Origin of the sequence: Peribacillus sp. NPDC101481 (genome assembly GCF_044767165.1) — a bacterium.
Lineage (GTDB): Bacteria > Bacillota > Bacilli > Bacillales > DSM-1321 > Peribacillus.
In genome coordinates, this window is sequence record NZ_JBIWNJ010000002.1 from 1,481,251 (window position 1) to 1,505,415 (window position 24,165).

General features: G+C 40.3%; 20 protein-coding genes. 16 read left to right on the plus strand and 4 right to left on the minus strand.

Annotation, left to right across the window (positions count from 1 at the left end; genetic code table 11):
* Window positions 1-90: 90 nt before the first annotated feature.
* The 10 genes from ACIROD_RS17115 to ACIROD_RS17160 all read left to right on the plus strand — a co-directional run bounded on the left by ACIROD_RS17115 (window position 91) and on the right by ACIROD_RS17160 (window position 10,568).
* Window positions 91-243 carry a hypothetical protein gene (locus ACIROD_RS17115; protein ID WP_402942326.1) on the plus strand — a complete coding sequence of 51 codons (153 nt, stop codon included), beginning with the start codon at window positions 91-93 and terminating at the stop codon, window positions 241-243.
* A 215-nt stretch (window positions 244-458) separates the two neighbouring features.
* Entirely contained in the window at window positions 459-1,844 is a 1,386-nt protein-coding gene (locus ACIROD_RS17120) for an MFS transporter (protein WP_402942328.1), read from the plus strand.
* A gap of 83 nt (window positions 1,845-1,927) precedes the next feature.
* Window positions 1,928-3,487: a histidine ammonia-lyase gene (hutH, locus tag ACIROD_RS17125; RefSeq protein ID WP_232782867.1), complete on the plus strand. Its 1,560-nt coding sequence runs from the start codon at window positions 1,928-1,930 to the stop codon at window positions 3,485-3,487.
* Window positions 3,488-3,581: 94 nt separating this feature from the next.
* The gene (gene solA / locus ACIROD_RS17130) at window positions 3,582-4,721 is read left to right on the plus strand and encodes an N-methyl-L-tryptophan oxidase (protein WP_402942330.1); all 1,140 of its coding nucleotides are present in this window, start codon (window positions 3,582-3,584) and stop codon (window positions 4,719-4,721) included.
* Window positions 4,722-4,969: 248 nt separating this feature from the next.
* On the plus strand, window positions 4,970-5,728 hold the full coding sequence (pxpA, locus tag ACIROD_RS17135; RefSeq protein ID WP_402942332.1) for a 5-oxoprolinase subunit PxpA: 759 nt from the start codon (window positions 4,970-4,972) through the stop codon (window positions 5,726-5,728).
* A 120-nt stretch (window positions 5,729-5,848) separates the two neighbouring features.
* Window positions 5,849-6,988, plus strand: coding sequence for an NRAMP family divalent metal transporter (locus ACIROD_RS17140; RefSeq protein ID WP_402942974.1), 1,140 nt, complete (start codon window positions 5,849-5,851; stop codon window positions 6,986-6,988).
* A gap of 90 nt (window positions 6,989-7,078) precedes the next feature.
* Window positions 7,079-7,870 (plus strand): putative hydro-lyase, encoded by a 792-nt coding sequence (locus tag ACIROD_RS17145; RefSeq protein WP_402942334.1) that lies wholly within the window; start codon window positions 7,079-7,081, stop codon window positions 7,868-7,870.
* Between the two features lie 22 nt (window positions 7,871-7,892).
* Complete coding sequence (gene pxpB, locus ACIROD_RS17150) at window positions 7,893-8,651, plus strand: 5-oxoprolinase subunit PxpB (protein ID WP_402942336.1); 759 nt, start codon at window positions 7,893-7,895, stop codon at window positions 8,649-8,651.
* Window positions 8,648-9,643, plus strand: a complete 996-nt coding sequence (locus tag ACIROD_RS17155; protein WP_402942338.1) for a 5-oxoprolinase subunit C family protein — start codon at window positions 8,648-8,650, stop codon at window positions 9,641-9,643. Before pxpB ends, ACIROD_RS17155 begins: the two co-directional genes overlap by 4 nt.
* 166 nt (window positions 9,644-9,809) lie before the next feature.
* Window positions 9,810-10,568, plus strand: coding sequence for an IclR family transcriptional regulator (locus tag ACIROD_RS17160; RefSeq protein WP_402942341.1), 759 nt, complete (start codon window positions 9,810-9,812; stop codon window positions 10,566-10,568).
* Window positions 10,569-10,792: 224 nt separating this feature from the next.
* Here ACIROD_RS17160 and ACIROD_RS17165 read toward each other — a convergent pair whose 3' ends face one another.
* Window positions 10,793-11,815: an NAD(P)H-dependent amine dehydrogenase family protein gene (locus ACIROD_RS17165; RefSeq protein WP_402942344.1), complete on the minus strand. Its 1,023-nt coding sequence runs from the start codon at window positions 11,813-11,815 to the stop codon at window positions 10,793-10,795.
* A gap of 661 nt (window positions 11,816-12,476) precedes the next feature.
* Between ACIROD_RS17165 and ACIROD_RS17170 the strand changes: the two genes are divergently transcribed.
* From ACIROD_RS17170 to ACIROD_RS17190, 5 genes are all read left to right on the plus strand, one after another.
* A complete protein-coding gene (locus ACIROD_RS17170) occupies window positions 12,477-13,757 on the plus strand; it encodes an MFS transporter (RefSeq protein WP_402942347.1) in 1,281 nt (426 codons plus the stop codon).
* A 329-nt stretch (window positions 13,758-14,086) separates the two neighbouring features.
* Window positions 14,087-14,875, plus strand: a complete 789-nt coding sequence (locus ACIROD_RS17175; protein WP_232782869.1) for an SDR family NAD(P)-dependent oxidoreductase — start codon at window positions 14,087-14,089, stop codon at window positions 14,873-14,875.
* 214 nt (window positions 14,876-15,089) lie between these two features.
* Complete coding sequence (locus ACIROD_RS17180) at window positions 15,090-15,884, plus strand: alpha/beta fold hydrolase (protein ID WP_402942350.1); 795 nt, start codon at window positions 15,090-15,092, stop codon at window positions 15,882-15,884.
* A gap of 69 nt (window positions 15,885-15,953) precedes the next feature.
* Window positions 15,954-16,202, plus strand: coding sequence for a ferredoxin (locus ACIROD_RS17185; RefSeq protein WP_101221842.1), 249 nt, complete (start codon window positions 15,954-15,956; stop codon window positions 16,200-16,202).
* 217 nt (window positions 16,203-16,419) lie between these two features.
* Window positions 16,420-17,412 (plus strand): NAD(P)/FAD-dependent oxidoreductase, encoded by a 993-nt coding sequence (locus ACIROD_RS17190; protein WP_260357467.1) that lies wholly within the window; start codon window positions 16,420-16,422, stop codon window positions 17,410-17,412.
* A 337-nt stretch (window positions 17,413-17,749) separates the two neighbouring features.
* Here the strand turns inward: ACIROD_RS17190 and iadA are convergent, their stop codons facing one another.
* Together iadA and ACIROD_RS17200 are read right to left on the minus strand one after the other, a co-directional pair.
* Window positions 17,750-18,922, minus strand: coding sequence for a beta-aspartyl-peptidase (gene iadA / locus ACIROD_RS17195; RefSeq protein WP_101221844.1), 1,173 nt, complete (start codon window positions 18,920-18,922; stop codon window positions 17,750-17,752).
* A 36-nt stretch (window positions 18,923-18,958) separates the two neighbouring features.
* Window positions 18,959-20,380 (minus strand): YfcC family protein, encoded by a 1,422-nt coding sequence (locus tag ACIROD_RS17200; protein ID WP_402942354.1) that lies wholly within the window; start codon window positions 20,378-20,380, stop codon window positions 18,959-18,961.
* A 287-nt stretch (window positions 20,381-20,667) separates the two neighbouring features.
* On the opposite strand from ACIROD_RS17200, the gene ACIROD_RS17205 reads away from it, so the two are divergent.
* Window positions 20,668-22,725 carry a sigma-54 interaction domain-containing protein gene (locus ACIROD_RS17205; RefSeq protein WP_402942357.1) on the plus strand — a complete coding sequence of 686 codons (2,058 nt, stop codon included), beginning with the start codon at window positions 20,668-20,670 and terminating at the stop codon, window positions 22,723-22,725.
* A 168-nt stretch (window positions 22,726-22,893) separates the two neighbouring features.
* Here ACIROD_RS17205 and ACIROD_RS17210 read toward each other — a convergent pair whose 3' ends face one another.
* Complete coding sequence (locus tag ACIROD_RS17210; RefSeq protein ID WP_230176426.1) at window positions 22,894-23,805, minus strand: LysR family transcriptional regulator; 912 nt, start codon at window positions 23,803-23,805, stop codon at window positions 22,894-22,896.
* Window positions 23,806-24,165 lie beyond the last annotated feature (360 nt).

Here is a 24,165-nt window from a genome sequence, read left to right on the forward strand (position 1 = left end):
GCATTAAACACTTTACCACTTTACAGTGAAATTAAATGAAAGTGTTTTAAGGAATTCGTGGAAATGAATCTTCCATGTGGAGGGAATTTTATGTGGATAATCACTATCCATTCGAAAAATGGCATAAAAATGTTTGAGTTTACCAAAGAAAAGGAAGCTAGGGAAAAATTCAAGGTAATGGAAGGCTGTAAAATACTTAGTGAAGTCATTTATTTCAATGATAAACAATTGATCGAATCTTAAACTATATTTTCATATATTAAATAGAAATTAAAAGGTAGAATTTATTTGATATAGTTTATAAAAAGAGTATTATTTCATAATATTCTTCGCTGAATTTTTTTATAGTATTAAGATTAATCGATCCATTCAAAGACAGGGTCACTACTGGAGTTTTACAGGAAGAGTGTTTTTTTTGATTCTATATATCTTATAAACCAAAAATTGGAGGGGATTCTTTGAACGAACAAAAATTCACTATTGACGATGCCCCATTTAATAGGTTTCATTTTCGAATTGCAGGACTTACATTCGGTTCCAGCTTTTGTGATGGCTATTCTTTAGGGATCATTGCGATGGCCCTGACAGTATTCGGGCCTCAAATGAATATGAATTCACTGTGGACAGGGCTGATCGGCAGCTCTGCTTTAATCGGTCTGTTTGCGGGATCTTTAATACTTGGAAGACTTTCTGACCGTGTTGGCAGACAGAAAATCTTTCTCGTAAACTTTTTACTTATCACGGTAGCTACTATTTTACAATTTTTTGTTAGCAGCCCAGAACAGCTTTTTATTTTACGGTTGCTGATTGGATTCGGACTTGGAGGAGATTACGCTGTCGGTACGACTTTGCTTGCCGAGTTTTCACCAAAAAAGTATCGCTCCTCGCTCCTAGCGTCTATAAACGTAGTATGGACGCTAGGATATGTAGCATCAAACTTTGTTGGTCATTACCTGGGACAGGTTGGTTCAGACTCATGGCGTTGGATGCTTGTCAGCGCTGCCATTCCGGCTATTGTGGTTTTAATCTTAAGAATAGGAACGCCTGAATCACCAAGATGGCTTGTAAGCATGGGGCGTGTCGAAGAAGCTCGCCAGATTGTAAAAAAACACCTTGGATCGAACGTTGAAATGGGAGAAACGACGACTGGTATAGAAAATCAAAAGACTCTGGGGTTTCGTGGACTTTTCAGTAAAAGGCTTCGTAAGCGTTTGGCTTTTGGTGGAATATTCAAATTGACTCTTGTTATTCCGTACTTTGCAATTTACACTTTCCTGCCTTCCATACTTAGTACAATGGGTTTTGAACAGAACTTTTTTGCGGATACAATGTTAAATCTATTCTTGCTTGTTGGGGCAATTGTTGGTCTTTGGCTGCTTGCAAAATTTTCTCGCAGAGGATTTACCATCGGGGCTTTCACGATCCTTTCCGTATCATTGTTTTCACTCAGCTTCTTGCACAATGGTTCTCAATTCTTAATGTTGTTAGCCTTCTTGATCTTTACTTTTTTCATGTCAGCGGCATCGAACCTTACATTAGTATACCCGGCAGAGCTTTTTCCAACTGAGATCCGTGGCTCGGGAATAGGTATGGTTACGGCAATTAGTCGGATTGGTTCTGCAATTGGAACATTTCTGCTGCCTGTTTCTTTAAGTTCTTTTGGATTAAGTGCCTCAATGGCAGGAATGGCAGCCATCCTACTGGTCGGCTTGATTGTATCGATCGCCTGGGCACCTGAAACGAAAAATCTCTCATTACATGAAGCAAGTGACCCTTTGCTTGAAGCGGAGAGTTCTCCGAAGGGAACCGCAATTCCCTTTACAGAAAATGAAAAAATAACATAAGATTAGCTTCCAGCAAATAAATGATGAGAAGGACAAAACTTTTTTCTCCTTCTTGATGAGTCATATGAGAGGTGATGTATAAGATGACAACTACCGATTGTTTACATCCTATGGATATTAAAGAGGTTGTACTAGGAGATGATGCCATCTCCATCCAAGAGGTAATTGCGGTTGCAAGATATGGTGCAAAAGTTACTTTCACTGAGGCATATCGTGAAAGGGTGGATAAATCACGAAGCTTAATAGACAAGTTTTTAGATGATAATAGATTGATTTACGGTGTAACGACAGGTTTTGGCAGTAATATGACGGAGGTTATTTCTCCACTTGACGCCGAAACCCTTCAACGGAATATTGTTCGTTCACATGCCGTATCTGTTGGGGAAACTCTTGAAAAAGAAGTCGTAAGAGCCATTCAATTGATGATCCTCGTGAATTTAGGCCAAGGTTATTCAGGGGTCCGTTTACAAGTTTTAAACCTTATCGCTTCAATGTTAAATCACGATATACTTCCCTATGTTCCAGGTGATGGGTCAGTGGGGTATCTTTCACCTGAAGCCCACATGGCCTTAGTGGTGATTGGTGAGGGGAAGGCATGGTATAAAGGTGAGCTCATACCTGGCATGGAAGCTTTAGAGAAAGCTGGATTAGCACCTGTTACATTGGGTGCTAAAGAAGGATTGGCACTTACAAGCGGGACTACTTCCGTTACTGCGATTGCTGTCCTGGCTTTATACAATAGCATGCAAGCCGCGAAAACCGCCGACATTACGGGAGCAATGTCTTTAGAAGTGCTAAAAGGTACAATAAAAGCATTTGATCCCCGTCCCCACGCATTGAAAAAACATGAGGAACAGGCTAAGACAGCCAGGAATGTTACAAGGATTCTTGAAGGCAGCCAAATCATTGAAACTTACAAGGAACATAGATTACAAGATGCACTTAGCTTACGATGCATTCCACAAGTCCATGGAGCCATAAAAAAAGTTTTGAAGGACGCTGCTGTTTCGATCGAGAATGAAATGAACTCTGTAAGTGACAATCCTCTGATTTTTCCGGAAGAGGAAGATGGAATTGCCCTGATGGCGGGGAATTTTGATGGTTCATTTGTTGGGATTTATACGGATGCGATTTCCATCGCGTTAGCAAACCTAGCAAAAATAACAGAACGCAGAATAGATCGGCTTGTAAACCATCACCTTAGTGAATTACCTAATTTCTTAGTGGTTAATCCAGGTTTAAATAGTGGCTACATGATTCCGCAATATACAGCCGCCGGGCTATTGAATGAAATCAGGGTGCTCTCGCATCCAGCCACAATAGATAATATCCCTACCTGCGCAAATCAAGAAGACGTGATAAGTTTTGCCTATTTCGCTGCGAAGAAAGCCTATCGGATTTCGAAGAAACTTGAATATATTTTAGCTATCGAACTGATGACGGCAACCCAAGCAATGGATTTTCATCTGCCCTTGAAACCGTCATCGGTCACGGAGGGGGTATATCATTTAGTTCGGAGCGAAGTCCCGATGGTTGAAGAAGACCGCTTTTTCCATCCTGACATTGAAGCGATATATAGGCAAATTCATGAAGGGGAAATAGTGAAGTTCGTTGAAACGGCAATCGGGGAAATAGAGTTCTAAAACTATGTGGAAGCTGTTTTACTTTATTAAATAAGGTAAAATGGCTTCCCTTTTTTAAAATGAAGGATCATATTTAAAGAAGGAGGGATGAAAGATGCATTATGATGTAATTGTAATTGGAGCTGGATCTATGGGAATGTCTTCAGGTTATTATCTATCAAAAAATGGACAAAAAGTATTAGTATTGGATTCCTTTGCTCCTCCTCATAATAAGGGCAGCCATCACGGGGAAACAAGAATTATTAGACATGCTTATGGTGAAGGCAGGGAGTATATTTCTTTGGCACTTAAATCCCAAGAGCTATGGGGTGAGTTGGAAAGAAATTCGGGGAAACAATTATTTCTTCCAACGGGGGTCCTGAATGCTGGTAGCGAAAATTCCACTTTCATTAAGCAAGTGATAGCGGGTTCAAACGAATATGGGTTACCTATGAAAATCTTGGATTACCATGAAATTCATGATAGATGGCCTGGAATAACACTGCCGGAAGACTACATTGGATGCTATGAAGCGACTTCGGGCGTATTGAAAAGTGAAGAGTGCTTAAGAGCTTATCAACAACTTGCGAAATATCATGGTGCCGACATCAGGGTAAACAGTGAAGTTAAGAAGATAGTTGTTCATGGGGATGGGGTCACGATTAAAACGGATGAACAGACATTCCACTCAGAATCTTTAGTGGTTGCAGTTGGGGCTTGGGCACCGAAAATCTTGGCGATGTTAGATTTGAATCTGCCGCTGGAACCAATCAGAAAAACATTTGCATGGTTTCATGCAAATGAAAGATTATATAATCATAATGAGTTTCCGGCTTTTTCTTTTGATACTTCAGTTGGTACATACTATGGCTTTCCCAGTATAAATGGTTCTGGAATGAAAGTAGGGAGACATGATGGGGGAACCCGTATAAATCCTGATGGCTTTATTGAAGGTTTTGGTGAATTGAATGAAGATGAGGGAGATTTGGTGAAGTTTTTGCGGAAATATATGCCTGCTGATCAAAAATTGAAATATGGGAAAACTTGCATCTACACCATGACCCCTGATGAGCATTTTATAGTGGATAAACATCCTTATTATCCAAACATTGCCATAGCAGCAGGTTTCTCAGGACATGGTTTTAAATTCAGCAGTGTCATGGGGGAAATTTTGAGCGACTTGATTATCTCCGGTACGAGCAAGGAAGATATTTCATTGTTTTCTATTAATCGATTTAAAAATTCATTGTCATAATATACTCCTAAATTTAGTGCTGTAATCATGGCCGTTGCTTCCTTTCAAAGGAAACAACGGCTTTTTATATCCAAATGTTAGGTTATCTAACAAACTATTGTCGAAATAATTAAAATATGCTAGAATAAGAATATTCCGAAATATGAAACTCAAATTCCGAATTTCGGAACTAATGCATTTAAGTGATTGAAAGAGTAACTACATAATTTTTATTTACTGAAATTTCCGTGAGTAAAGGAGAGGGTAGTATGAACACGGTTGATTTGAATTGTGATTTAGGAGAAAGTTTTGGCGCCTACCGGATAGGTAATGATCAAGAGATTTTGGACTATGTAACATCTGTCAATATAGCTTGTGGATTCCACGCTGGTGATCCGACAGTCATGAGAAAAACGGTCCAGCTTGCTTTAGGGAAAGGTGTCAAGATCGGAGCCCACCCAGGTTTACAGGATTTAATAGGATTTGGCAGACGCAATATGAATATTTCACCACAGGAGGCTTATGATATTGTCGTCTATCAAATTGGTGCATTGAATGGCTTTCTGCAATCCGAAGGCGGTAGTATGCAGCATGTGAAACCGCATGGGGCTTTATACAATATGGCCGCAAAGAACAAAGAGTTATCCGTGGCAATTGCCGAAGCGGTATATAAAGTGAATCCTGAGCTTATCTTATTTGGTTTGTCGGGCAGTGAATTGATACGTGCCGGACAGGCTATCGGATTGCAAACAGGGAGTGAAGTATTTGCCGACCGTACCTACCAACATGATGGTTCATTGACTTCCCGATTGGAAAAGGACGCATTGATCGAAAACGATGATGATGCCGTTGCCCAGGTCATTCGCATGGTGAAGGAAGGTAAGGTCCTGTCTCAGCAAGGCTCGGATGTGGCTTTAAAAGCAGATACCATTTGTATTCACGGGGACGGGGCACATGCTTTATCCTTTGCTCGGCATGTTAAGGAATCTTTGAAATTATCTGAAATAACAGTCAAGTCCTTTTCTTGAAGAAAATAAACAATCAGGAGGCAGATTCCATTGGAGCCAATCAAAAATACAACAGCACAGAAAAAGAATCCGACTAAGCCAAAAACGAACCGCACTTTATTGTTAGGTGCGGCATTCCTAATGGCAACATCGGCAATAGGGCCTGGTTTTTTAATGCAAACAACCGTTTATACCCAAAGTCTTGCGGCAAGTTTCGGATTCGTTATTCTTATTTCGGTCATTCTTGATATATTTGCCCAAACAAATGTATGGCGCATTATTGCTGTATCCGAAAAACGCGGTCAGGAAATTGCAAACATGGTCCTTCCTGGGCTGGGTTATGTACTGGCAGCTCTGATCGTTATGGGGGGGCTGGCTTTTAATATTGGAAATATAGCAGGAGCTGGATTAGGTCTTAATGCAATGACGGGAATATCCCCAACAGCCGGTGCGGCAATAAGCGCAGTCATCGCCGTACTGATTTTTGTAGTGAAAGAAGCAGGGAAAGCCATGGACCGTTTTACGCAAATTGCCGGATTTTTCATGATTTGTTTGATGATTTATGTCGCTTGGACAACCTCTCCTCCAGTCGGGGAAGCAGTAGTGAGGACCTTTGCACCTGATAAAATCGATATTATCGCAATCGTTACATTAGTGGGTGGATCTGTAGGCGGCTACATTACTTTTGCGGGAGGCCATCGTCTATTGGATGCAGGCGTGAAGGGCGTTGACTCATTACCTCAGGTCACGAAGAGCTCGGTAATGGGGATATTGATTACGACAGTCATGCGTGTTGCGTTATTTTTAGCAGTACTTGGTGTTGTATCGAAAGGTTTACAAATTAATCCGGATAACCCTGCAGCATCCGTTTTTCAGCTCGCTGCCGGTGATATAGGATATAAAATCTTTGGTGTCGTCATGTGGGCTGCAGCGATCACGTCTGTTGTTGGAGCGGCATATACTTCGGTTTCATTTATCAGAACTTTCAGCGAAAAGATAAATAATAAGGCAAACTGGATAATCATTGGCTTTATAGCCGTATCGACCATTTGCTTTCTATTAATTGGTCAACCGGTTAAAGTACTGCTTGTAGTTGGGGCAATTAATGGACTCATCTTACCAATTGCTCTTGGAACATTGCTAATTGCCGCATATAAGAAAAACATCGTGGGTGATTATAAGCATCCTTTATGGTTAACGATTTCCGGTGTATTCGTGGTTGTCATCATGGCGTTAATGGGCGTATATACATTAATGAAACAACTGCCGGCACTTTTTTAATGATTAATGAATGAAAATCCAATAAATAAAGGTGGAAGTGGCGTGTCAGTTTGTCACTTTCTGCCACTTCGTAATAGGAGATGAATACTAATGATCGACCTTTCTCAAGCTACCCCGGCTGAGTTGCGTTCAATGATTCGAAACAACGAATTGATAAAACCGACAGCTGGCATGGCTAACGGTTATGCACAAGCGAACTTAGCCATCTTAAAAAAAGAGCATGCTTTTGATTTTTTATTATTCTGTCAGCGTAACCCTAAATCCTGTCCATTGCTGGACGTTACGGAAATTGGTTCACCCATTCCCGCATTTGCAGCAAATTCTGGGGATATACGCACCGATATTCCTAAATATAGGGTATATAAATATGGAGAATTAGTGGAAGAAGTAACGGATATCTCAAACTACTGGGAAGACGATATGGTTGGATTTTTAATCGGGTGCAGCTTTACTTTCGAGCACGCCCTTTTGAATAATGATATATCGATTCGTCATATTGAAGAGGGATGTAATGTACCTATGTATAAAACCAATATCCCGTGTATCGAAGCAGGGATTTTTCATGGGAAAATGGTGGCTAGCATGAGGCCGATTCCACAAAAGGATGTGGTGAGGGCAGCTCAAGTGACATCGCGGTTTCCTGCAGTTCATGGGGCTCCAATCCATATTGGTGACCCTGAGGCGATCGGTGTTTCCAGCATTCAGCATCCGGATTTTGGTGATCCAGTAACGATTCGTGAAGGGGAAGTCCCGGTCTTTTGGGCATGTGGTGTAACTCCTCAATCCATTGCTATGGAGACTAAACCGGAGATCATGATCACGCATGCACCTGGACATATGTTCATAACGGACATTCGTGATGAAAAATTAGGAGTTTTATAACGAACAGAAAGAGATGATTCCTATGCCGGAAAAGCTTTTGAAAAAAACTGCATGTACACTTTCTCCATTGGGCGATTCCGCAATCGTGATAACATTCGGGAATGGAATGGAATACAGCGTTCACAAAAAAATAAAATTGTTTAAGGATTTGCTGGAGGATGAACCTTTTGCAGGGTTTATAGAATGTGTACCGGCTTATACTAATTTGACGGTTTTTTATGATCCATTGGTTATTTATAAGGAGCGAAAACAAAGCAATGATACTGAAACCATATCTCCCTATGAAGTGGTCCGTTCCATATTGGAAATGAAATTACAGGATTTAAAAGAAGATAGGAAACTCTCACATCGAACAGTTTCCATTCCTGTGTGCTATGGGAAGGAATATGGACCGGATTTGGAATATGTTGCCCGTTATAATGATTTGACTACTGATGAAGTCATTCATATTCATTCAACTGGGGAGTATTTGGCCTATATGATTGGGTTCGCACCAGGTTTCCCGTTTCTTGGCGGACTGTCAGAGAAGATCGCGACACCTAGGCGTTCCTCTCCCCGTATGACCATTCCGGTAGGGGCAGTAGGAATCGCCGGTATGCAAACGGGTGTATATCCTATATCAACACCTGGTGGATGGCAATTGATCGGACAGACGCCAACCAAAATGTTTTTACCGAATGTAAATCCTCCAAGTCTATTACAAGCAGGAGACATCGTGAAGTTCCATCCGATTTCGGATCAAGAATATAAAGAAATGATCCTTAAGGAGGAGATACAGTGAGCCTGCGCGTAATCAAACCGGGATTATTGACTAGTATACAGGACCTTGGAAGAAAAGGATTCCAGCAACATGGGGTGATTGTAAGCGGGGCGATGGATGCACATTCGTTACGAATTGCCAATATGCTGGTTGGCAATGAAGAAGGAGAAGCGGCCTTGGAAATTACATTAATGGGGCCGACCATTAAATTCGAGAAAAATTGCCTGATTTCGATAACGGGTGGAAACTTATCACCTACAATCGATAATCATGCTGTACCGATGTGGAGGCCCATTCTTGTGAAAAGTGGATCGGTGCTTCGGTTTGAAGGGTGTAAATCAGGTTGCAGGGCTTACTTAACAGTAGCGAGCGGCTTCGCTATTCCCGAAGTTATGGCCAGTAAAAGCACATATCTAAGGGCTGAGATTGGCGGCTATATGGGGAGGGCATTAAAGGCTGATGATGTCTTGGAGTTTAATGAACCTTCGAAAAATCTTGGTGATCGGGCGTTCAAAGGTCCATTTTCCTTCCCAAAGTGGTTTGTCAATGAGAAGGAGTTCATGCCAGGAGGAAAACCTCTAATCCGTTTCATCGATGGAAGCCAATATGAGTATTTCACAGATTCAAGTAAAGATAGTTTTGTAGCGGGTTTATTTAAAGTTTCCAATCAATCCGACCGCATGGGATATAGATTTTCAGGCCCTACACTGAAATTAAAGGATAATGGGGAGTTATTATCTGAAGCGGTCACAAATGGGTCCGTTCAGGTTCCTCCTGATGGAAACCCGATCATTCTCCTTGCGGATAGCCAAACAACCGGGGGATATCCTAAGATAGCTCAGGTGATTACGGCGGATTTACCAAGTATCGCTCAGGTTAAACCAGGGGAATCCATTCAGTTCTCACGGGTGAACTTAAAGGAGGCTGAACGGCAATTCCTTCAAAAAGAATGGCAATTGAAGGAATTGCAAGTTTCGATATCCTTGGCCCTGAACAAATGGCTGGATATATAGTTTCTTCTGCAAAGAACGTAAACAATGAGAAAGTACTCTTAAGAGTGCTTTCTTTTTTTTGTTCACGCTTAAATATATATTTTACTGAAGGCATTACATCCCTTTTTTCATGTTTTATAATAGAATGATAGTTAAGGAAAACATGTATCATGAAAGGAGACAATGTATGCAGGCACATAATAAAACGGTCGTGAAATCCATGCAAATCCTGACCCTTTTCATAAATCATCCAAAACTGACCTTTAATGAAATGATGGAACTTTCCAATTTGCCGAAAACGTCGTTACACCGTATGGTGGGATCATTGGAAGAAATGGGGTTTTTAACAAAGGACGAAGATGGCCACTATTCCCTTGGACTGATATTCCTGCAGTTTGGTCAACTGGTAGGGGAGCGTTTGGATATCAGGTCAATCGCCTATCCGATCATGAAAGACCTTCGGGATGATGTTGAAGAAGCAGTGAATTTAATTGTGAGGGATAAGGATGAAGCGATGTATATTGAAAAGGTGGACACCCTGCATCCTGTTCGACTTTATACATCCATTGGAAGGCGTTCGCCATTGTATGCTGGGGATTCTCGAATCATCTTAGCGTATTTGCCAGAAAAAGAGCGTGAAAATTATTTGGGAAGCATTCAATTAAAACCAATCGCCATTGGAACGATAACGGATAAAACTGAACTCCGTCACGCTTTGGATGAAGCGAGAATGAATGGTTACACGATAACTTCATCAGAACTTGAGGATTATACAAAAGCAGTGAGTGCACCGATACTCAATGGTAAAGGTGAAATAGTAGCTGGTATTAGTGTCGCTGGGATTGAAGCAAGATTTCAGGAAGATCGCTTGGATGAATTGATTGACAAGGTAACGAAAGCTGCCAAAGCCATTTCCGTGAAGCTTGGTTCTCAAACATATAAATGAAAATAGAAAAATCATGTCATTTTCGGAATATATTTTTCTGAAATAAGATAGCTTACATAAGATAGTCGATTCCTACATACTAACATATAGGAAGTAAAGCCACCGCTTATGGTGGTTTTTTGTCATGCTGGCATGCTCAGCTGAACCAAAACGAAAAGGTGAACCATTCGGGGTTCACCTTTTCCAATATCGAAAGACTATATCGCAAGATTGTTGGTTAGCCGTTACATACGCACAAAGTGTGATTGATTTATATTTCTCGGCACCCCGATGTCAGCCATTGTAAGTAAACCTGGTTTACGGAGCGCATCAATTTGCTTAGCGGTATTGATAATCATTGCAGCAGTTGCGGTATCTCCAAAGATGCCGTTTGGAACAATCAACCTTTGGGTTTCGTTCCCCTCAATAACGATTTCATCTTCCTGTTTAATACCTGCAGACATCGTTAAATCCAAGGAAATTTCTTTTCCGTCCACTGTCTTGCCAGTGGAAATTTGATGGAGCCCATTAACATCCCCTGGTTTTAAGGCAGTTAGCGGAACGGTCATATTTTCGCTCGCAATCGTTGGTTCAATGGTATTGGTTACACTTGAAAGTTTCCAATTCAGCCCATAGGCGATCAACCTGACAGACTCCTCAAGACCTACATGCCCAATTTTATTCCGTTGGGCTAAAAATTCAAACTCTTCTCTGGTCATCCCGATTCCGACCTTTTTTTGCAAGGGGAGGCGCCTTTTCGAAACATCTACTTTACGATTGACCTTAATTTGGTTAACCGTGGTCAATACTGTTGTAAATGAAATGGCCATAGTATCCATGATGAAACCTGGATTGATTCCGGTCCCAATGACACTAAGCCCTTTAGCTTTAGCATAATCATCTATTTCCTTTGCAAGTATTGGGTAGCGATGCCATGGGAAGGAAAGTTGTTCACAGGTGGAAACCACAGAAAAGCCGTGATCTAGCAGCTCTTTGATTTGAGGCCATACTTGTTGTGCGTCGGAACCGGTTGCGTGTAGGGCGATAGGGTGGTCAGCTTCTGTATTTACATCCCGTATATGAGAGACTACACACTTGTTCGTTTCCTTTTCATGGATAAGTAATCCAATATCCTTTCCTACCTTATCGGGAGCAATATCGACAACCCCGATAATCGATTGCGGATTCGTTTGATAAGCACTGCGTAGAATTTCAATTCCGATGGGGCCCAGCCCGAATACTGCGAATTCAGAATAGTACATATCCATTCATCTCTCATCCTTTCAAATAACTTATAACAAAATGCTAACATTGTGTGATAAATAATAAAAATAGTTAATTTTTATAAATTTATAATGAATCGTTATAAAAGGAAAAACGATAATGAATGAGGTGAATTAGTGAATCATACTTCAATTTTGGGGTTACATATCGCGGAAATTGTGAAATGGCGGACTAAAGCGGCAGCATAAGTTGGGATGTTGGACAGGTATTTAGAAACCGCCATACTGTTCCCGGTTAAAACATTTTATTTGAACGAACACGAGACTTTAGCAGACTTTTAGTTCGCAGCATCTTTTGGACATTATTTACCTAAGGCTCGAGAACTAGCAGAAACGTAATCCGGTTTTAGATATAAGGTTAAGGTATTGTTTCTGGTTGTTTTAATCGAAGAAACACCTTAATTAGTTTTGAATATAAAACTACTTTTTCTGTTGAAAAAATATTAATCTGAATATTATTGACTATTGCGAAAATTAAATATAACATTATGACATTAAATATGGGTAACATTGTTTTGTATATAAAACAATTGTTGCTGCTATCTTTTGAAAGGGGGAATTGGTGAAGTTGATTGTTTGAAAGACATTTTCTTTATCGAAATCATGAAAGCGCATTCAAAAGATCCAACTAAAAGGGGGAAAAAACATGTTACAAGGTCAAAAAAGATGGTTGTACATTGCGATTCCTATTTTTTTCTTCTGGTTTTTCGGACAGATTGATAAAGTAGGTATCTCTGTTATCCAAACCGATCCGGGATTTTTAAGTGATCTTGGTTTAACTGGCCCGGATAAAAATGCGAAAATTGGCTTGATCTCCTTTATATTCATGATTTCATACTCCTGTTCCAACATTTTTTGGGGAGTTATCATCGACAAGTTAGGGGCACGGAAAACAGCAGTTTTAGGTTTACTGGTATGGACAGCGACAATGGTAATGGGCGGGCTGTCCACTTCATACGAAATGTTTTTAATCAGTAGGGTAATCCTCGGAATTGGGGAGGGTATGATGATCCCGATATCGGGAAAATTCATTTCGAATTGGTTTAATAAACGAGAGCTTGGCAGGGCACAGTCATTCTGGATCACTGGAAACTACCTTGGCCCGGCGGTGGGTACCGTTATGCTCATACTAATTATTTCAACGTTTCATTGGCAGGCAGCGTTCTTTGCTCTCGCCGCATTTAACTTGTTTATAAATATTCCAATGTTCCTGTTTTTGGCACGTAATACGCCAGAAGAGCATCCGCGCATGAGTAAAGAAGAAGTCTCCTATATTCGCCAAAAAGACGAAGCGGATGATGTGCAGTCGAAGCAATTCTTTGCAAAGGATTATCGTTATTGGATTGTCTGGTTTGGCAATTTGATGTCGTCCTTTCTTTTCTTTGGAATCAGTATTTGGCTGCCTACATATCTCGTTGAGGCCAAAGGGTTTGAAAGGGAAGCGATGACTGGGATTACTTCATTATCGTGGCTATTCGCGCTTGGATTTGTCCTGGCTGGCGGATTTCTGGCGGACAAAACGAAGCGTCCGAGTTTACTTGCGACGATTCTTTTCATACTAACGGCTGTATTTTTGACAATCGCCGTCATTGCACCAAATCCTATTTTCGCTGGCGTTTCCATGGGGCTCGCAATGGGAACTCAAGGAGGAATGTTTCACCTGACCAATTTCTTCATCATCAAATTTTCAACACCTGAAACAGCTGGCCGCGCAGCCGGTTTAATGGGATTCACGAATATTATGGGTGGGTTTTCAAGCTACATTATGGGGTGGAGCCGCGATTTGTCCGGCGGTGATTTTGGTCCCTCCATTGCCATGCTGATTGTAGCAGCCATTCTTGGGTTTGTGGCGTACTTATTTATGATTAAACAAGAAGTTGCCGAATATCACCTAAGTAATGCTACAGGAAACAAAATAACACTATAAGCGCTAAAAAGTTAATATGTTTTTTAGTAGGGTTTCTCGGTAAGATGGGCGCTAGAATCTTACTGAGAAACCACAAAAAAAATCATACTTATTGACGAGTACCGCAGTAGTAAGGGTAACCGCAGAATGTATTCCCGAAGATAGTTTCATTTTTTTTCATTGACAATAAAGCGATTACATTTTAGAATTATTTATATAAAAAACATTGTTTCGTGTATAAAACATAAAATTATGAAAAAATGTGCTAGCTTGCAAGACTTAAACTTGAAGGAACCGATATTTGTATAACCGTTCATCACGTTTGAAAGATAATAGAAGGGGTTGAGACAATGGGAATGGCCTTAAAAGATAAAGTCGTATGGATTACAGGGGGAGCTTCTGGAATTGGAGAGGCTGTCACTCGCCGCTTTATACAAGAAGGAGCAAAAGTGAGCATCATCGGCCGCTCTAAAGACACGTTAGCGAAAATGAAGGAAGAATTTGGTGAAAATATCCTTACATATCAGGGAGATATAAGTAAATACGAAGACAATGAGCAAGCGGTCCAAGCTACTGTTGAGCAATTCGGAAAGTTGGATGTTTTCGTGGCGAATGCCGGCGTGTTCGATGGATTTGCCAAATTTGCCGATGTGACTCCTGAGGCGCTTTCCGAAGCATATGATTACCTTCTCGATATTAACGTAAAAGGCTCTTTTTTCGGGGCGAAAGCCGCTCTTGAAGAACTGAAAAAAACAAATGGCAATATTATTTTTACCGTGTCCGGTGCAAGTTTTTATCCAGATGGCGGCGGTGTTTGGTATACAGCGAGCAAACACGCCCAAATTGGATTGATGCGCCAGCTTGCGTTCGAACTATCTCCTTCCATCCGGGTAAATGCGGTAGCCCCAGGGGGGACATTGACAGCACTTACTGTAATCCCGCCGCTGCGTCCATTTGTGAATATCGTCGATAATGATACGAAAGCAAGCAGCATAAAAAAACGGAATATCCTTCAACTTGCCCAGATGCCGGAAGATCACGTTGCGGCGTATGTACTGTTAGCTTCCGACGAATCACGCGCAATCACCGGTGAGGTCATTTCCAGCGATGGCGGATTGTCAGTGCGGGGCCTTGGCTAAGCTGGCACAGTTTTTTAATACTGTTTTAGCTAAATTAGGGAACGGAAGTGGAATTTCCTGCTGAACTTCAGGATAGGAAGCACTTTCATAATTGGAACGAAAGCTAGTTCCATGCGAAATATAAATATAGTAAATCATTCGCTTTTTTTAGAAAGATATTTAAAGTACAGGTGTTTTAAGAATCAGAGATTCACCTTAAAAGGGGATTGATATTATGCCATACGTAAAAGTAGAAGATTTAAGCATTCATTATGAAAAAGAAGGTCATGGAGAACCTTTAGTATTATTACACGGCATGAGTAATAATTCACAGTCATGGAAGGAGCAAATCCAGGAATTAAAGGAGCATTATACAGTAATTGCATGGGATGCACCGGGTTATGGGAAAAGTTCAGATCCAGCAAAAGAATTTAAGTATTTTAAAGAGTTTGCACATATTCTGAACGGCATGCTAGATCAGCTAAAGCTGGAAAAAATCCATCTGCTTGGCCATTCAATGGGAGCGGCAATCGCGATAGAGTTCTGTAGCCTGTACCCTAATAAGGTTAATAAACTTATATTGTCCGATTCGACAAGAGGGGCAGCTGCTCTAACCCCAGAGGAGAACGAGACGAAATTGAAAAATCGATTATTTTCAATTGAAAACCTTTCTACTGAGGAGATCGCGGAAAAGAGGATACAAGCATTGCTATCTCCCCATGCTTCAGAAAAAGTCTATAAGCGAGTAAAAGAGATTATGACACAGATAAGACCGGCAGGATATCGTTCGGTGGCAAATTCACTTTATCATCTAAATCAAATGAGTTTGTTATCTCATATAAATGTCCCTGTTCTTGTAATTTGTGGTGAGTTGGATACTGTAACTCCTATAAAGGAGTCGGAAGCAATTCATGAAGAGTTAATGAACTCCCGGCTCGTGATAATTCCAGAAGGCGGGCATTTATGTTATCAGGAAAATCCTGAAAAGTTTAATTCGAGCATTTTGGCATTTTTGAACGATATTGAGTAGGAAAAGGCTTCTACAAATACTTTAGTAAAAAACCAGGGCCTAGATTAGAGAGAGGAATGGATACAAAAAATGGCTAATTATACAATCGTGGATAAAGATACTTGTATTGCTTGCGGAGCTTGCGGTGCTTCAGCTCCGGATATTTATGATTACGATGAAGAGGGTATTGCGTTTGTTATATTGGATAATAATGTTGGGGCAGCGATTATACCTGAAGAACTTGAGGAAGATATGATAGATGCTTCAGAAGGATGTCCAACAGATTCTATAAAAGTGGCTCAATTATCCTTTGATGGTAACCCTAATAAATTTGAATAATAATTTTAGGTGCGATTGTGACAGATAACAGAATTATAGATTTTTAAACTGTGACATATCCAGATCGTCTTTGAGAGGGTGGATATTCAACAAATTTTATCCATCATTTTTGGAACAAAGAATTAAGTAAGAATTACTTGTAGTCAGTACATGCCTTACTACCAATAAATCATATTCAGTATGAGCAACCATCCTGGAAGCATAAGGAGTGATTACATTGACAGAAGAAAAAACGGTCTATGACATAACAATTATTGGCGGCGGCCCAGTTGGTTTGTTTACGGCGTTTTATGGAGGAATGAGGCAAGCAAAGGTGAAAATCCTTGAAAGCCTTCCTCAATTGGGAGGACAGCTATCAGCTCTTTATCCCGAAAAATTCATTTATGATATAGCTGGATTTCCAAAAGTAAGGGCCCAGGAATTGATAGAGAATTTAAAAGAACAAATGAAAGTATTCGAACCAACAATTTGTCTTGAAGAAGCAGTTGAACAGGTGGAAAAGCTAGCAGACGGAACATTTAAAATCACTACAAACCTCGATACTCATTTCTCCAAATCAGTGATCATTACTGCTGGAAATGGAGCTTTTCAGCCTCGTAAACTGGAATTGGAAGATTCAACACAGTTCGAAAATAAGAATTTGCATTATTTCGTGAATGATATGAACCGCTTTAAAGGTAGAAAAGTGGCGATACTTGGCGGTGGAGATTCTGCTGTTGATTGGGCCCTTATGTTAGAGCCGATTGCTGAAAAGGTAACATTGATACACAGAAGAGATAAATTCCGTGCCCATGAACATAGTGTGGAAAAATTAGTGAATTCCTCTGTTGAGGTCAAAACACCTTATATTCCCTCCGAACTGGTAGGAGCAGAAAGAATTACGCAAATTGTTTTAGAACAAACTAAGACGCAACAAAAAGAAGTGATTGATATAGATGATTTAATTATTAATTACGGATTTGTCTCTTCCCTTGGTGCGATTAAAGAATGGGGACTAAACATCAGCAAAAATGCAATTGTCGTTAATTCCAAACAAGAAACGAATATTCCAGGCATTTATGCAGCAGGGGATATTTGTACGTATGATGGAAAGGTTAAATTAATTGCATCCGGGTTTGGTGAAGGTCCTACGGCAGTCAATAATGCCAAAGCCTATATTGATCCGAAGGCGAAAGTTCAGCCGTTGCATAGTACTTCCTTATTTGGCTGACCTCTATCTAGCTTCAAGGCTCTCTGAAGAAATGAATTAGTATGTACATAGGCGAGGCTCAAAAATAAAAAGTGATTGATAGGTTTCTCGATTGTCTTGATAAATGGAGATGATACTTAAAGTAGATATATATCGAGGATTTACAGGTTTTGTTGCCTAATGAACTAACAGGTTGATAGTTCAAAAAAGGAGACAGGCTATGATGACTGTAAAAAATAAAAGTCGAATTCCTTCAAAATTAGGAATTCGACTTTTTTAAGTATCGCCCCTTTAGCGATTCTTCACAGTATTATTGGGAGACGTGAAAATTTTTCGATAATTGGTATCCTGTCTAAACTCATTCAAATGTCCCTTTTATCAACGGAATACCCTTATCTACCATAACTTGTCCTTTTGCCATTACAGTGACAATTGCCAAAGTATCTTTTTGCAATAGCACAATATCAGCATCATTGCCGGTTTGGATACTGCCCTTGGTTGATAGTTTCAGCACTTGTGCGGGATTCGTGGTGATGACCTTCAGTGCCGTTTCAAGTGGGATTCCTTCTTCTAAAACAGAATCACGCACTTCGTGATATAGCGAAGATACTTTTCCTACTTGAAGGCCTGCATACTCCCCATGGTTGTTGAAAAACGGAAGACTTGCCTGACCGTCTGAAGAGAAGGTGATTTGTTCTACTGGAATCCCTTCTTCAAGCATTATGCGCAAGGCAATGCTGCACTTTACTTCGCCATCATCCAGAAACTGAGGAATGGTGCTTGTTGTAAAGTCTACGAACCCGCCCCGTTTAGCGTAATTGATTCCCGCCTTGAATAATTCTTCATTTCGGTTGATATGTGTCGGATGGAGCTGCCGAATCGGAATATTGGTTTTATCAGCAATTGCATGTAACAACGAGAGCTCACCATCACCGTCTCCTACATGAACTTCTAATATACCTGCTTTTCCTGACAGAATACCCCCGTTACGTGCGGCTGCGACGATTTTGGTCAATTCCTCAAAAGTGGGTTCTGATGATCTATGGTCGGAGATGGCAATTTCCCCGACACCGATGATTTTGTCAATAAAAATAAGATCATCTTCAATTTTTCCTGTCAATGTTTTTACTGGCACTTGGTAGGAGCCTGTATGAATGAAACAGGAAATACCCTCTTCTTCAAGTGCCCGGGCCTTGGCAAGCAGGCTTTCCATTCTACGCGTAGTTCCGTCCGTACCAAGCAATCCGACAAGCGTTGTAATACCCGAAGTCGTAATGTCCGTAAGCATCAGCTCAGGGGTGCGGGTTTTGAATCCGCCCTCACCGCCTCCGCCAATAATATGAACATGTGAATCTATGAAACCTGGAACAATTAAAAGATTGGTCGCATCAATGATATGAATAGGAGCAAAGTTGTCAGGAATCTCGATTCTGTCATCTATGAATGCAATTTTTTCATCTGTAATCAAAACGTCTTTCCGTCCTAAGTAATTGGGTGAGTATATCTCGCCATTTTTGATTAAAGTAAGCAATGCGTTTCTCCTCCTGTAATGAATTCGTGATTTTTATCAAAATGGACCATATCCGATGAAGTGGGCCGTTATGACAGCTATTAATCCAATGAGATATTGAATAAGTACCAGCGGCAGAATCCACTTCGCCCATTTTGTCCAAGGTATGCCTGCGATTGCCAAGCCCGCCATTAATGTGGTAGCGGTTGGGAAAATCATATTTCCGATTCCGTCCGCAAAAGAGAAAGTCAACACTGCAGTTTGGCGTGTAATATCCAATAAGTCTGCGAGCGGAATCATAATTGGCATGGTCAACATTGCATGACCGGTGCCGGATGCTAGAATAAAATGAATAAGAGTTTGGAAGCTGTACATGCCGGCAACACTTAAATAGGCCGGAATATGCTGGATAGCTTCAGATACTTGATGCAGCATAGGGTCGACGATATGCCCATCATTCAATACAACAAGAATGGCGCGTGATACGCCAATAATCAAAGCACCGCCTAGCAAGGCTGCAGATCCATTGGTAAAGGAGTTGACAATTTGATCCGCTGACAATTTTCCGAAGATTCCAATTGCGATTGTTAAAACAATGAATAAGGCTGTAATTTCTGTAATGTACCATTGGAACTTGATGACACCAAATGCCAAGACGATATAGTTAATCAAAAAAGAGATTAAGATGAATTTATGTCTTGCAGTTAATTTCGCTCTTGATTGGAGCAGTTTTTTTGCTTCTTCTTTTGTATATTTTCCGTAGATTCCTATAGAAGGATTTTTCTTGACCTTCATAGCGTAACGATAGATATAAAGAACGGAAACAAGGTAGACGATAATAAATAAGATAAGGCGTAACCCTATTCCTGAGAACATCGGCAATTCAGCAATTCCTTGTGCAAGTCCGACAGTGAAGGGATTCATGATGGCAGTCGTGAACCCTGACAATGCCCCTACAATGACGATGGCAGTACCTGTAATTGTATCGAACCCCAGGGCCAACGCCAGCGGAATGATAAGAGGAAGGTAAGCAAGTGTTTCTTCTGCCATTCCCATTAAGGAGCCGCCTACAGCAAAAAACAGCATCACGACAGGAATTAATAGCTTTTCACGTGTCGCCAACTTCCGAGCCATTGTGGCGATGAGCACATCAACCGTCCCTGTAGCTCTTAAAACACCGAAAAACCCTCCAATAATCAATAAGAAAAAGATAATATTGCCAGCTTCAACCATCCCTGTGTGAATAGCTTTTATCATATCGAACAATTCCACCGGTGCAGATTCTATCCATTTGAAAGAATTGGCGTCAACAGTTGTCCGTCCATCTGCTTCAATCCGTGTATATTCCCCGGCAGGCAAAATGTAAGTAAATAGAGTTGCTATTGCGAGAATGCAGAGCAGCAATACAAAAACATTGATTTTTCTCTCTTTTTCTCCCGCTGTTTCAAGCGAAACAGCCTTCTCTTCTACTTGGCTCATGAATGTCTCTCCTTTGTATTTAAAATAAGTACATGGAACTAATACGCTAACAAAATATTGCCAGCCTATCGACTATCAACTGTTTTTCAAGTATTCTGCTGTTTCCCTCCTTTTCAAATCCATAGGCACGTCAACTCAATCACGACAATTCAATATATAAGCAAATTCTGTGCCAATATGAAGTAATTGATTTTTATGAGAACTTATTGGTTGGATTGAAGTTAAAGGTCATTATTGGTTCTTTTTGGTGATATAATAAAACCAATTAAAGACAGGTAGGTGTTTTTATGTCAAAATTCTCACTTACACTTATAGCGGGAAGCTCAAAAACAAAGGAAGCCTTGCAGGAGCAACTGGAACAACTGATTGGAGACTACGTTCATGTCAACAGCCATGCTACCGATGAGGGAATACCTCATTCTCTGGGAGATGGAATTATCTTGTATTCATCAGATGCAGCTTATGATAAGAAAATGGGAATGTATGGCGTAAATGCCCAGAAAATAATTGTGGGAAAGAGAACTGTTAATCATGAATATATTGACAAGCTATTAAGAATACCAGAGGGTTCGACAGTGCTTTTGGTGAATGATGATGACGATGCAACTATAAACCTTATTGAATCCTTATATCAGCTTGGTGTCGATCATGTTCAATTTATCCCTTTCAGGAAGGGAATTTTATTTTATGAGAATGTCCAAATAGCTGTATCACCAGGAGAAACTCATCTGTGCCCCTCTTACATAAAAGAAGTAATCGATATAGGCGTGCGTCTTTTTGATATAACAACAATTCTGGAAGTTGTAGAATGCTGTGGTTTACACAAGGATATATCCTCTAAGATTTCTGAAAGGTATATTAGTAATATAATTGAATTACAACGTAAGCTGTTACATGCAGAGTGGGATGCCAAGCAAATGAGTGATCATATCCAAAATGTGTTGTGTACTGTCGATGACGGAATATTGGTCGTTAACGAGGAAGGTCTGATAACGGTATTCAATAACCAGCTTGCGGCATTGTTCCATGTTGATGCAAAAGATGTGGTTAATCAGTATCTAGAGCATGTAATGAATCGCCGTGATATTATCGATTTCATCATGGAAGGTAATGATGAAAGCAAGTTCTTCAACATAGACGGCGTGGATGTCGTAATTTTCCGGTTGCAAATGATGCAAGAAAATACAATTGTCGCAACCTTCAAAAGCGTACATCAAGCCTTTGAAATAGAAAAGACTGCACAAAGAGAAATGCGCAATCAAGGATTTTATTCAAAATACTGCTTTGACGATATTATCGGCGAGAATGAAGTAATGAAAGAGCGTAAGCAGATTGCCAAGAAGCTTGCCTTGTCGGAGCATCCGATTTTGATTCAGGGAGAGACAGGTACAGGAAAAGAGCTGTTTGCTCATGCGATTCATGAGCATTCATTGCGAAAGAACGGGCCATTTCTAGCGGTTAACTGTAGCGCTTTAACAGAAACTTTACTTGAAAGTGAATTGTTCGGCTACGAGGAAGGGGCATTTACAGGAGCGCAAAGGGGAGGAAAGAAAGGACTGTTTGAAATGGCGGATAAAGGGACGATCTTTTTGGATGAAATTGGTGACATAAGTCTCACCGTTCAATCCCATCTGCTTCGAGTTCTTCAGGAGGGGGAAATCCGCAGAATTGGCGGCAAGAGAATCATTCCCGTTAATGTCAGGGTGATTACCGCGACGAATAAAAACCTTCATGATAAGATGCGGGACGGTTCATTCCGAACAGACTTGTTTTACCGCCTGAATGTGCTCAATCTTTACATACCGTCACTCAAAGAGAGAAGAGTGGATATTCCACTTTTGATAAAGCACCTCATCACAAAAAGCGGGAAGTGGGTAAAAGTAGAGGAAGACGTACTGGAATATTTCATGCAATATGAATGGCCCGGCAACATACGGGAACTTAAAAGTACAATCGATTACATGTTGACGGTTTGTGAGGGGAATGTCGTGACGAAAAGTGACCTTCCGTTCATGCACGGGAATAAGGAAGACAGTGTGACGGCAGATTATCCCGTCTGTGAAAGTGTGTTGGAAAATCAGGAGCGCGCTTTCATCTTGGAAGTAATTAAGCAATACAACGATAAAGGAAAAGCGGCAAGCAGAGAACTGATTTCTAATCAAAGTAAAGAATCGGACTTTGTCTTGTCCCCTCAGCAGATTCGTCGCCGTTTGGATATTTTAGAAATCGAAGGGTTTGTCGTCAAAGGCAGAGGAAGGGCCGGCACTAAGATTACCGCTGAAGGAATAGAGTATTTATATTTTCTTAAGTCAAAGCATGCTATGCATGGGAGTTTGCTAATTTAGTTATATCGCCAATAGGAAGTTTAAAAGGTGAAATCATTCAATATTAAAAGCCCCATTTCTCAGTTTCATAAAAGAGAAATGGGGCTTTTTTTCACCGATAGTATAATTCATTTCACTATAATTGCCCCTTTTACGAGTCGTTTCGCAGCATTTTTCCAACCAATAATCTCATATATCGTTAAAACCATCATCATTCTCTAACGTTTTCAAAATATGCTTGGTCAGAATGGATGGATCCGTGCTTTTCCAAACTGCCGATATGGAACTGGATAATTCCGAGTTATCGATGTTCAAGGCTTTAACTTGGCTTTTTCCCAACAAACTTACCATATCTTCCGGCATGAGTGCTACGCCGAGGTTATTGGATATTAGATTGGCGATTGTCAGTAATTCAGAGCCTTTACATAATTCTTTAGGTGAAAATCCAGCAGTCAGGCAAGCTTTTTCCAAAAGGAATTGAAGGGAGTGTGCTTGAACGGCATCATAATGGATAAAAGGTTCGTCTTTTGCTTCGTATAAATGTATCGAATCCTTTTGGGCAAGTGGATGATCAATGGAGACGACTAATTGTAAAGGGAACCTCATGAATTCAATCATGCTTAATCCTTCATTGGCGATGATATTACTGTGAATGGGCGTTCTGATGAAACCAATATGGTAATTTTGTTGGTTTACGAGTTTTACAGCCCTTGAGGATGTCGTTTCATGCACGTAAAATTCTGTATCCGGGTATTCCCCCACTATCTTTTTCAGTAACTTCGGGATATATATACTAGCTGCAGAGGGGACGGTAGCAATCTTCAATTTAGGCTTGGGGATAGCTTTATGTTCAACTATGTAATTTACTGTTTTCTCAATATCTTCAAAGGAAGGAGCAAGTTTTTTATAGATGTACTCTCCTTCTTCCGTCAATGTAATTTTTCTTGTGGTTCGATTCAATAGTTTAAAGCCTAATTGTTTTTCGAGGGATAAAATCTGTTGGCTAAGTCCGGGCTGGGATATATGCAGGGTTTTGGAAGCCTCGCTGAAACTAAGATGGTTAGAAACCTCTATGAAATAGCGGAGGGATAGGAAATTCAAACAATCACCCACTTCAGTTGGATTTTAAAATACAAAGCTAAAATGGCTGGAAAAGAAAGGTTGGACAGTCGATTCCCTCTCAAAAAAAGCTGGATATAACGATTAAAGGCTAGGAAGATCCTTTTATAACATCTGCTTATAAGTTTATAACAATAATATATTTCTAAAATGGAAGAGTCAATATTATCCTTAAAGAAAGGAAGAATAGGTAATAAAAGGTAAAATATTACTATTGGATAGCGGATTTTCCTTGTTTTTAATAGGTGTTTTTACACATTTAAGCTTGGTGATTTGATTTCTATAAAACTATTTAATGTATTACTAGTGCTTATGGATGATGTGTCTAATTTTGTTAAAAAA

Coding starts and splice junctions, on each gene's coding strand:
- ACIROD_RS17205 (WP_402942357.1), top strand. CDS start 20,668: ATGTCAAAATTCTCACTTACACTTATAGCGGGAAGCTCAAAAACAAAG.
- ACIROD_RS17145 (WP_402942334.1), top strand. CDS start 7,079: ATGATCGACCTTTCTCAAGCTACCCCGGCTGAGTTGCGTTCAATGATT.
- hutH (WP_232782867.1), top strand. CDS start 1,928: ATGACAACTACCGATTGTTTACATCCTATGGATATTAAAGAGGTTGTA.
- ACIROD_RS17200 (WP_402942354.1), bottom strand. CDS start 20,380: ATGAGCCAAGTAGAAGAGAAGGCTGTTTCGCTTGAAACAGCGGGAGAA.
- ACIROD_RS17140 (WP_402942974.1), top strand. CDS start 5,849: ATGGCAACATCGGCAATAGGGCCTGGTTTTTTAATGCAAACAACCGTT.
- ACIROD_RS17180 (WP_402942350.1), top strand. CDS start 15,090: ATGCCATACGTAAAAGTAGAAGATTTAAGCATTCATTATGAAAAAGAA.
- ACIROD_RS17170 (WP_402942347.1), top strand. CDS start 12,477: ATGTTACAAGGTCAAAAAAGATGGTTGTACATTGCGATTCCTATTTTT.
- ACIROD_RS17160 (WP_402942341.1), top strand. CDS start 9,810: ATGCAGGCACATAATAAAACGGTCGTGAAATCCATGCAAATCCTGACC.
- ACIROD_RS17165 (WP_402942344.1), bottom strand. CDS start 11,815: ATGGATATGTACTATTCTGAATTCGCAGTATTCGGGCTGGGCCCCATC.
- ACIROD_RS17175 (WP_232782869.1), top strand. CDS start 14,087: ATGGGAATGGCCTTAAAAGATAAAGTCGTATGGATTACAGGGGGAGCT.
- ACIROD_RS17185 (WP_101221842.1), top strand. CDS start 15,954: ATGGCTAATTATACAATCGTGGATAAAGATACTTGTATTGCTTGCGGA.
- pxpA (WP_402942332.1), top strand. CDS start 4,970: ATGAACACGGTTGATTTGAATTGTGATTTAGGAGAAAGTTTTGGCGCC.
- solA (WP_402942330.1), top strand. CDS start 3,582: ATGCATTATGATGTAATTGTAATTGGAGCTGGATCTATGGGAATGTCT.
- pxpB (WP_402942336.1), top strand. CDS start 7,893: ATGCCGGAAAAGCTTTTGAAAAAAACTGCATGTACACTTTCTCCATTG.
- ACIROD_RS17115 (WP_402942326.1), top strand. CDS start 91: ATGTGGATAATCACTATCCATTCGAAAAATGGCATAAAAATGTTTGAG.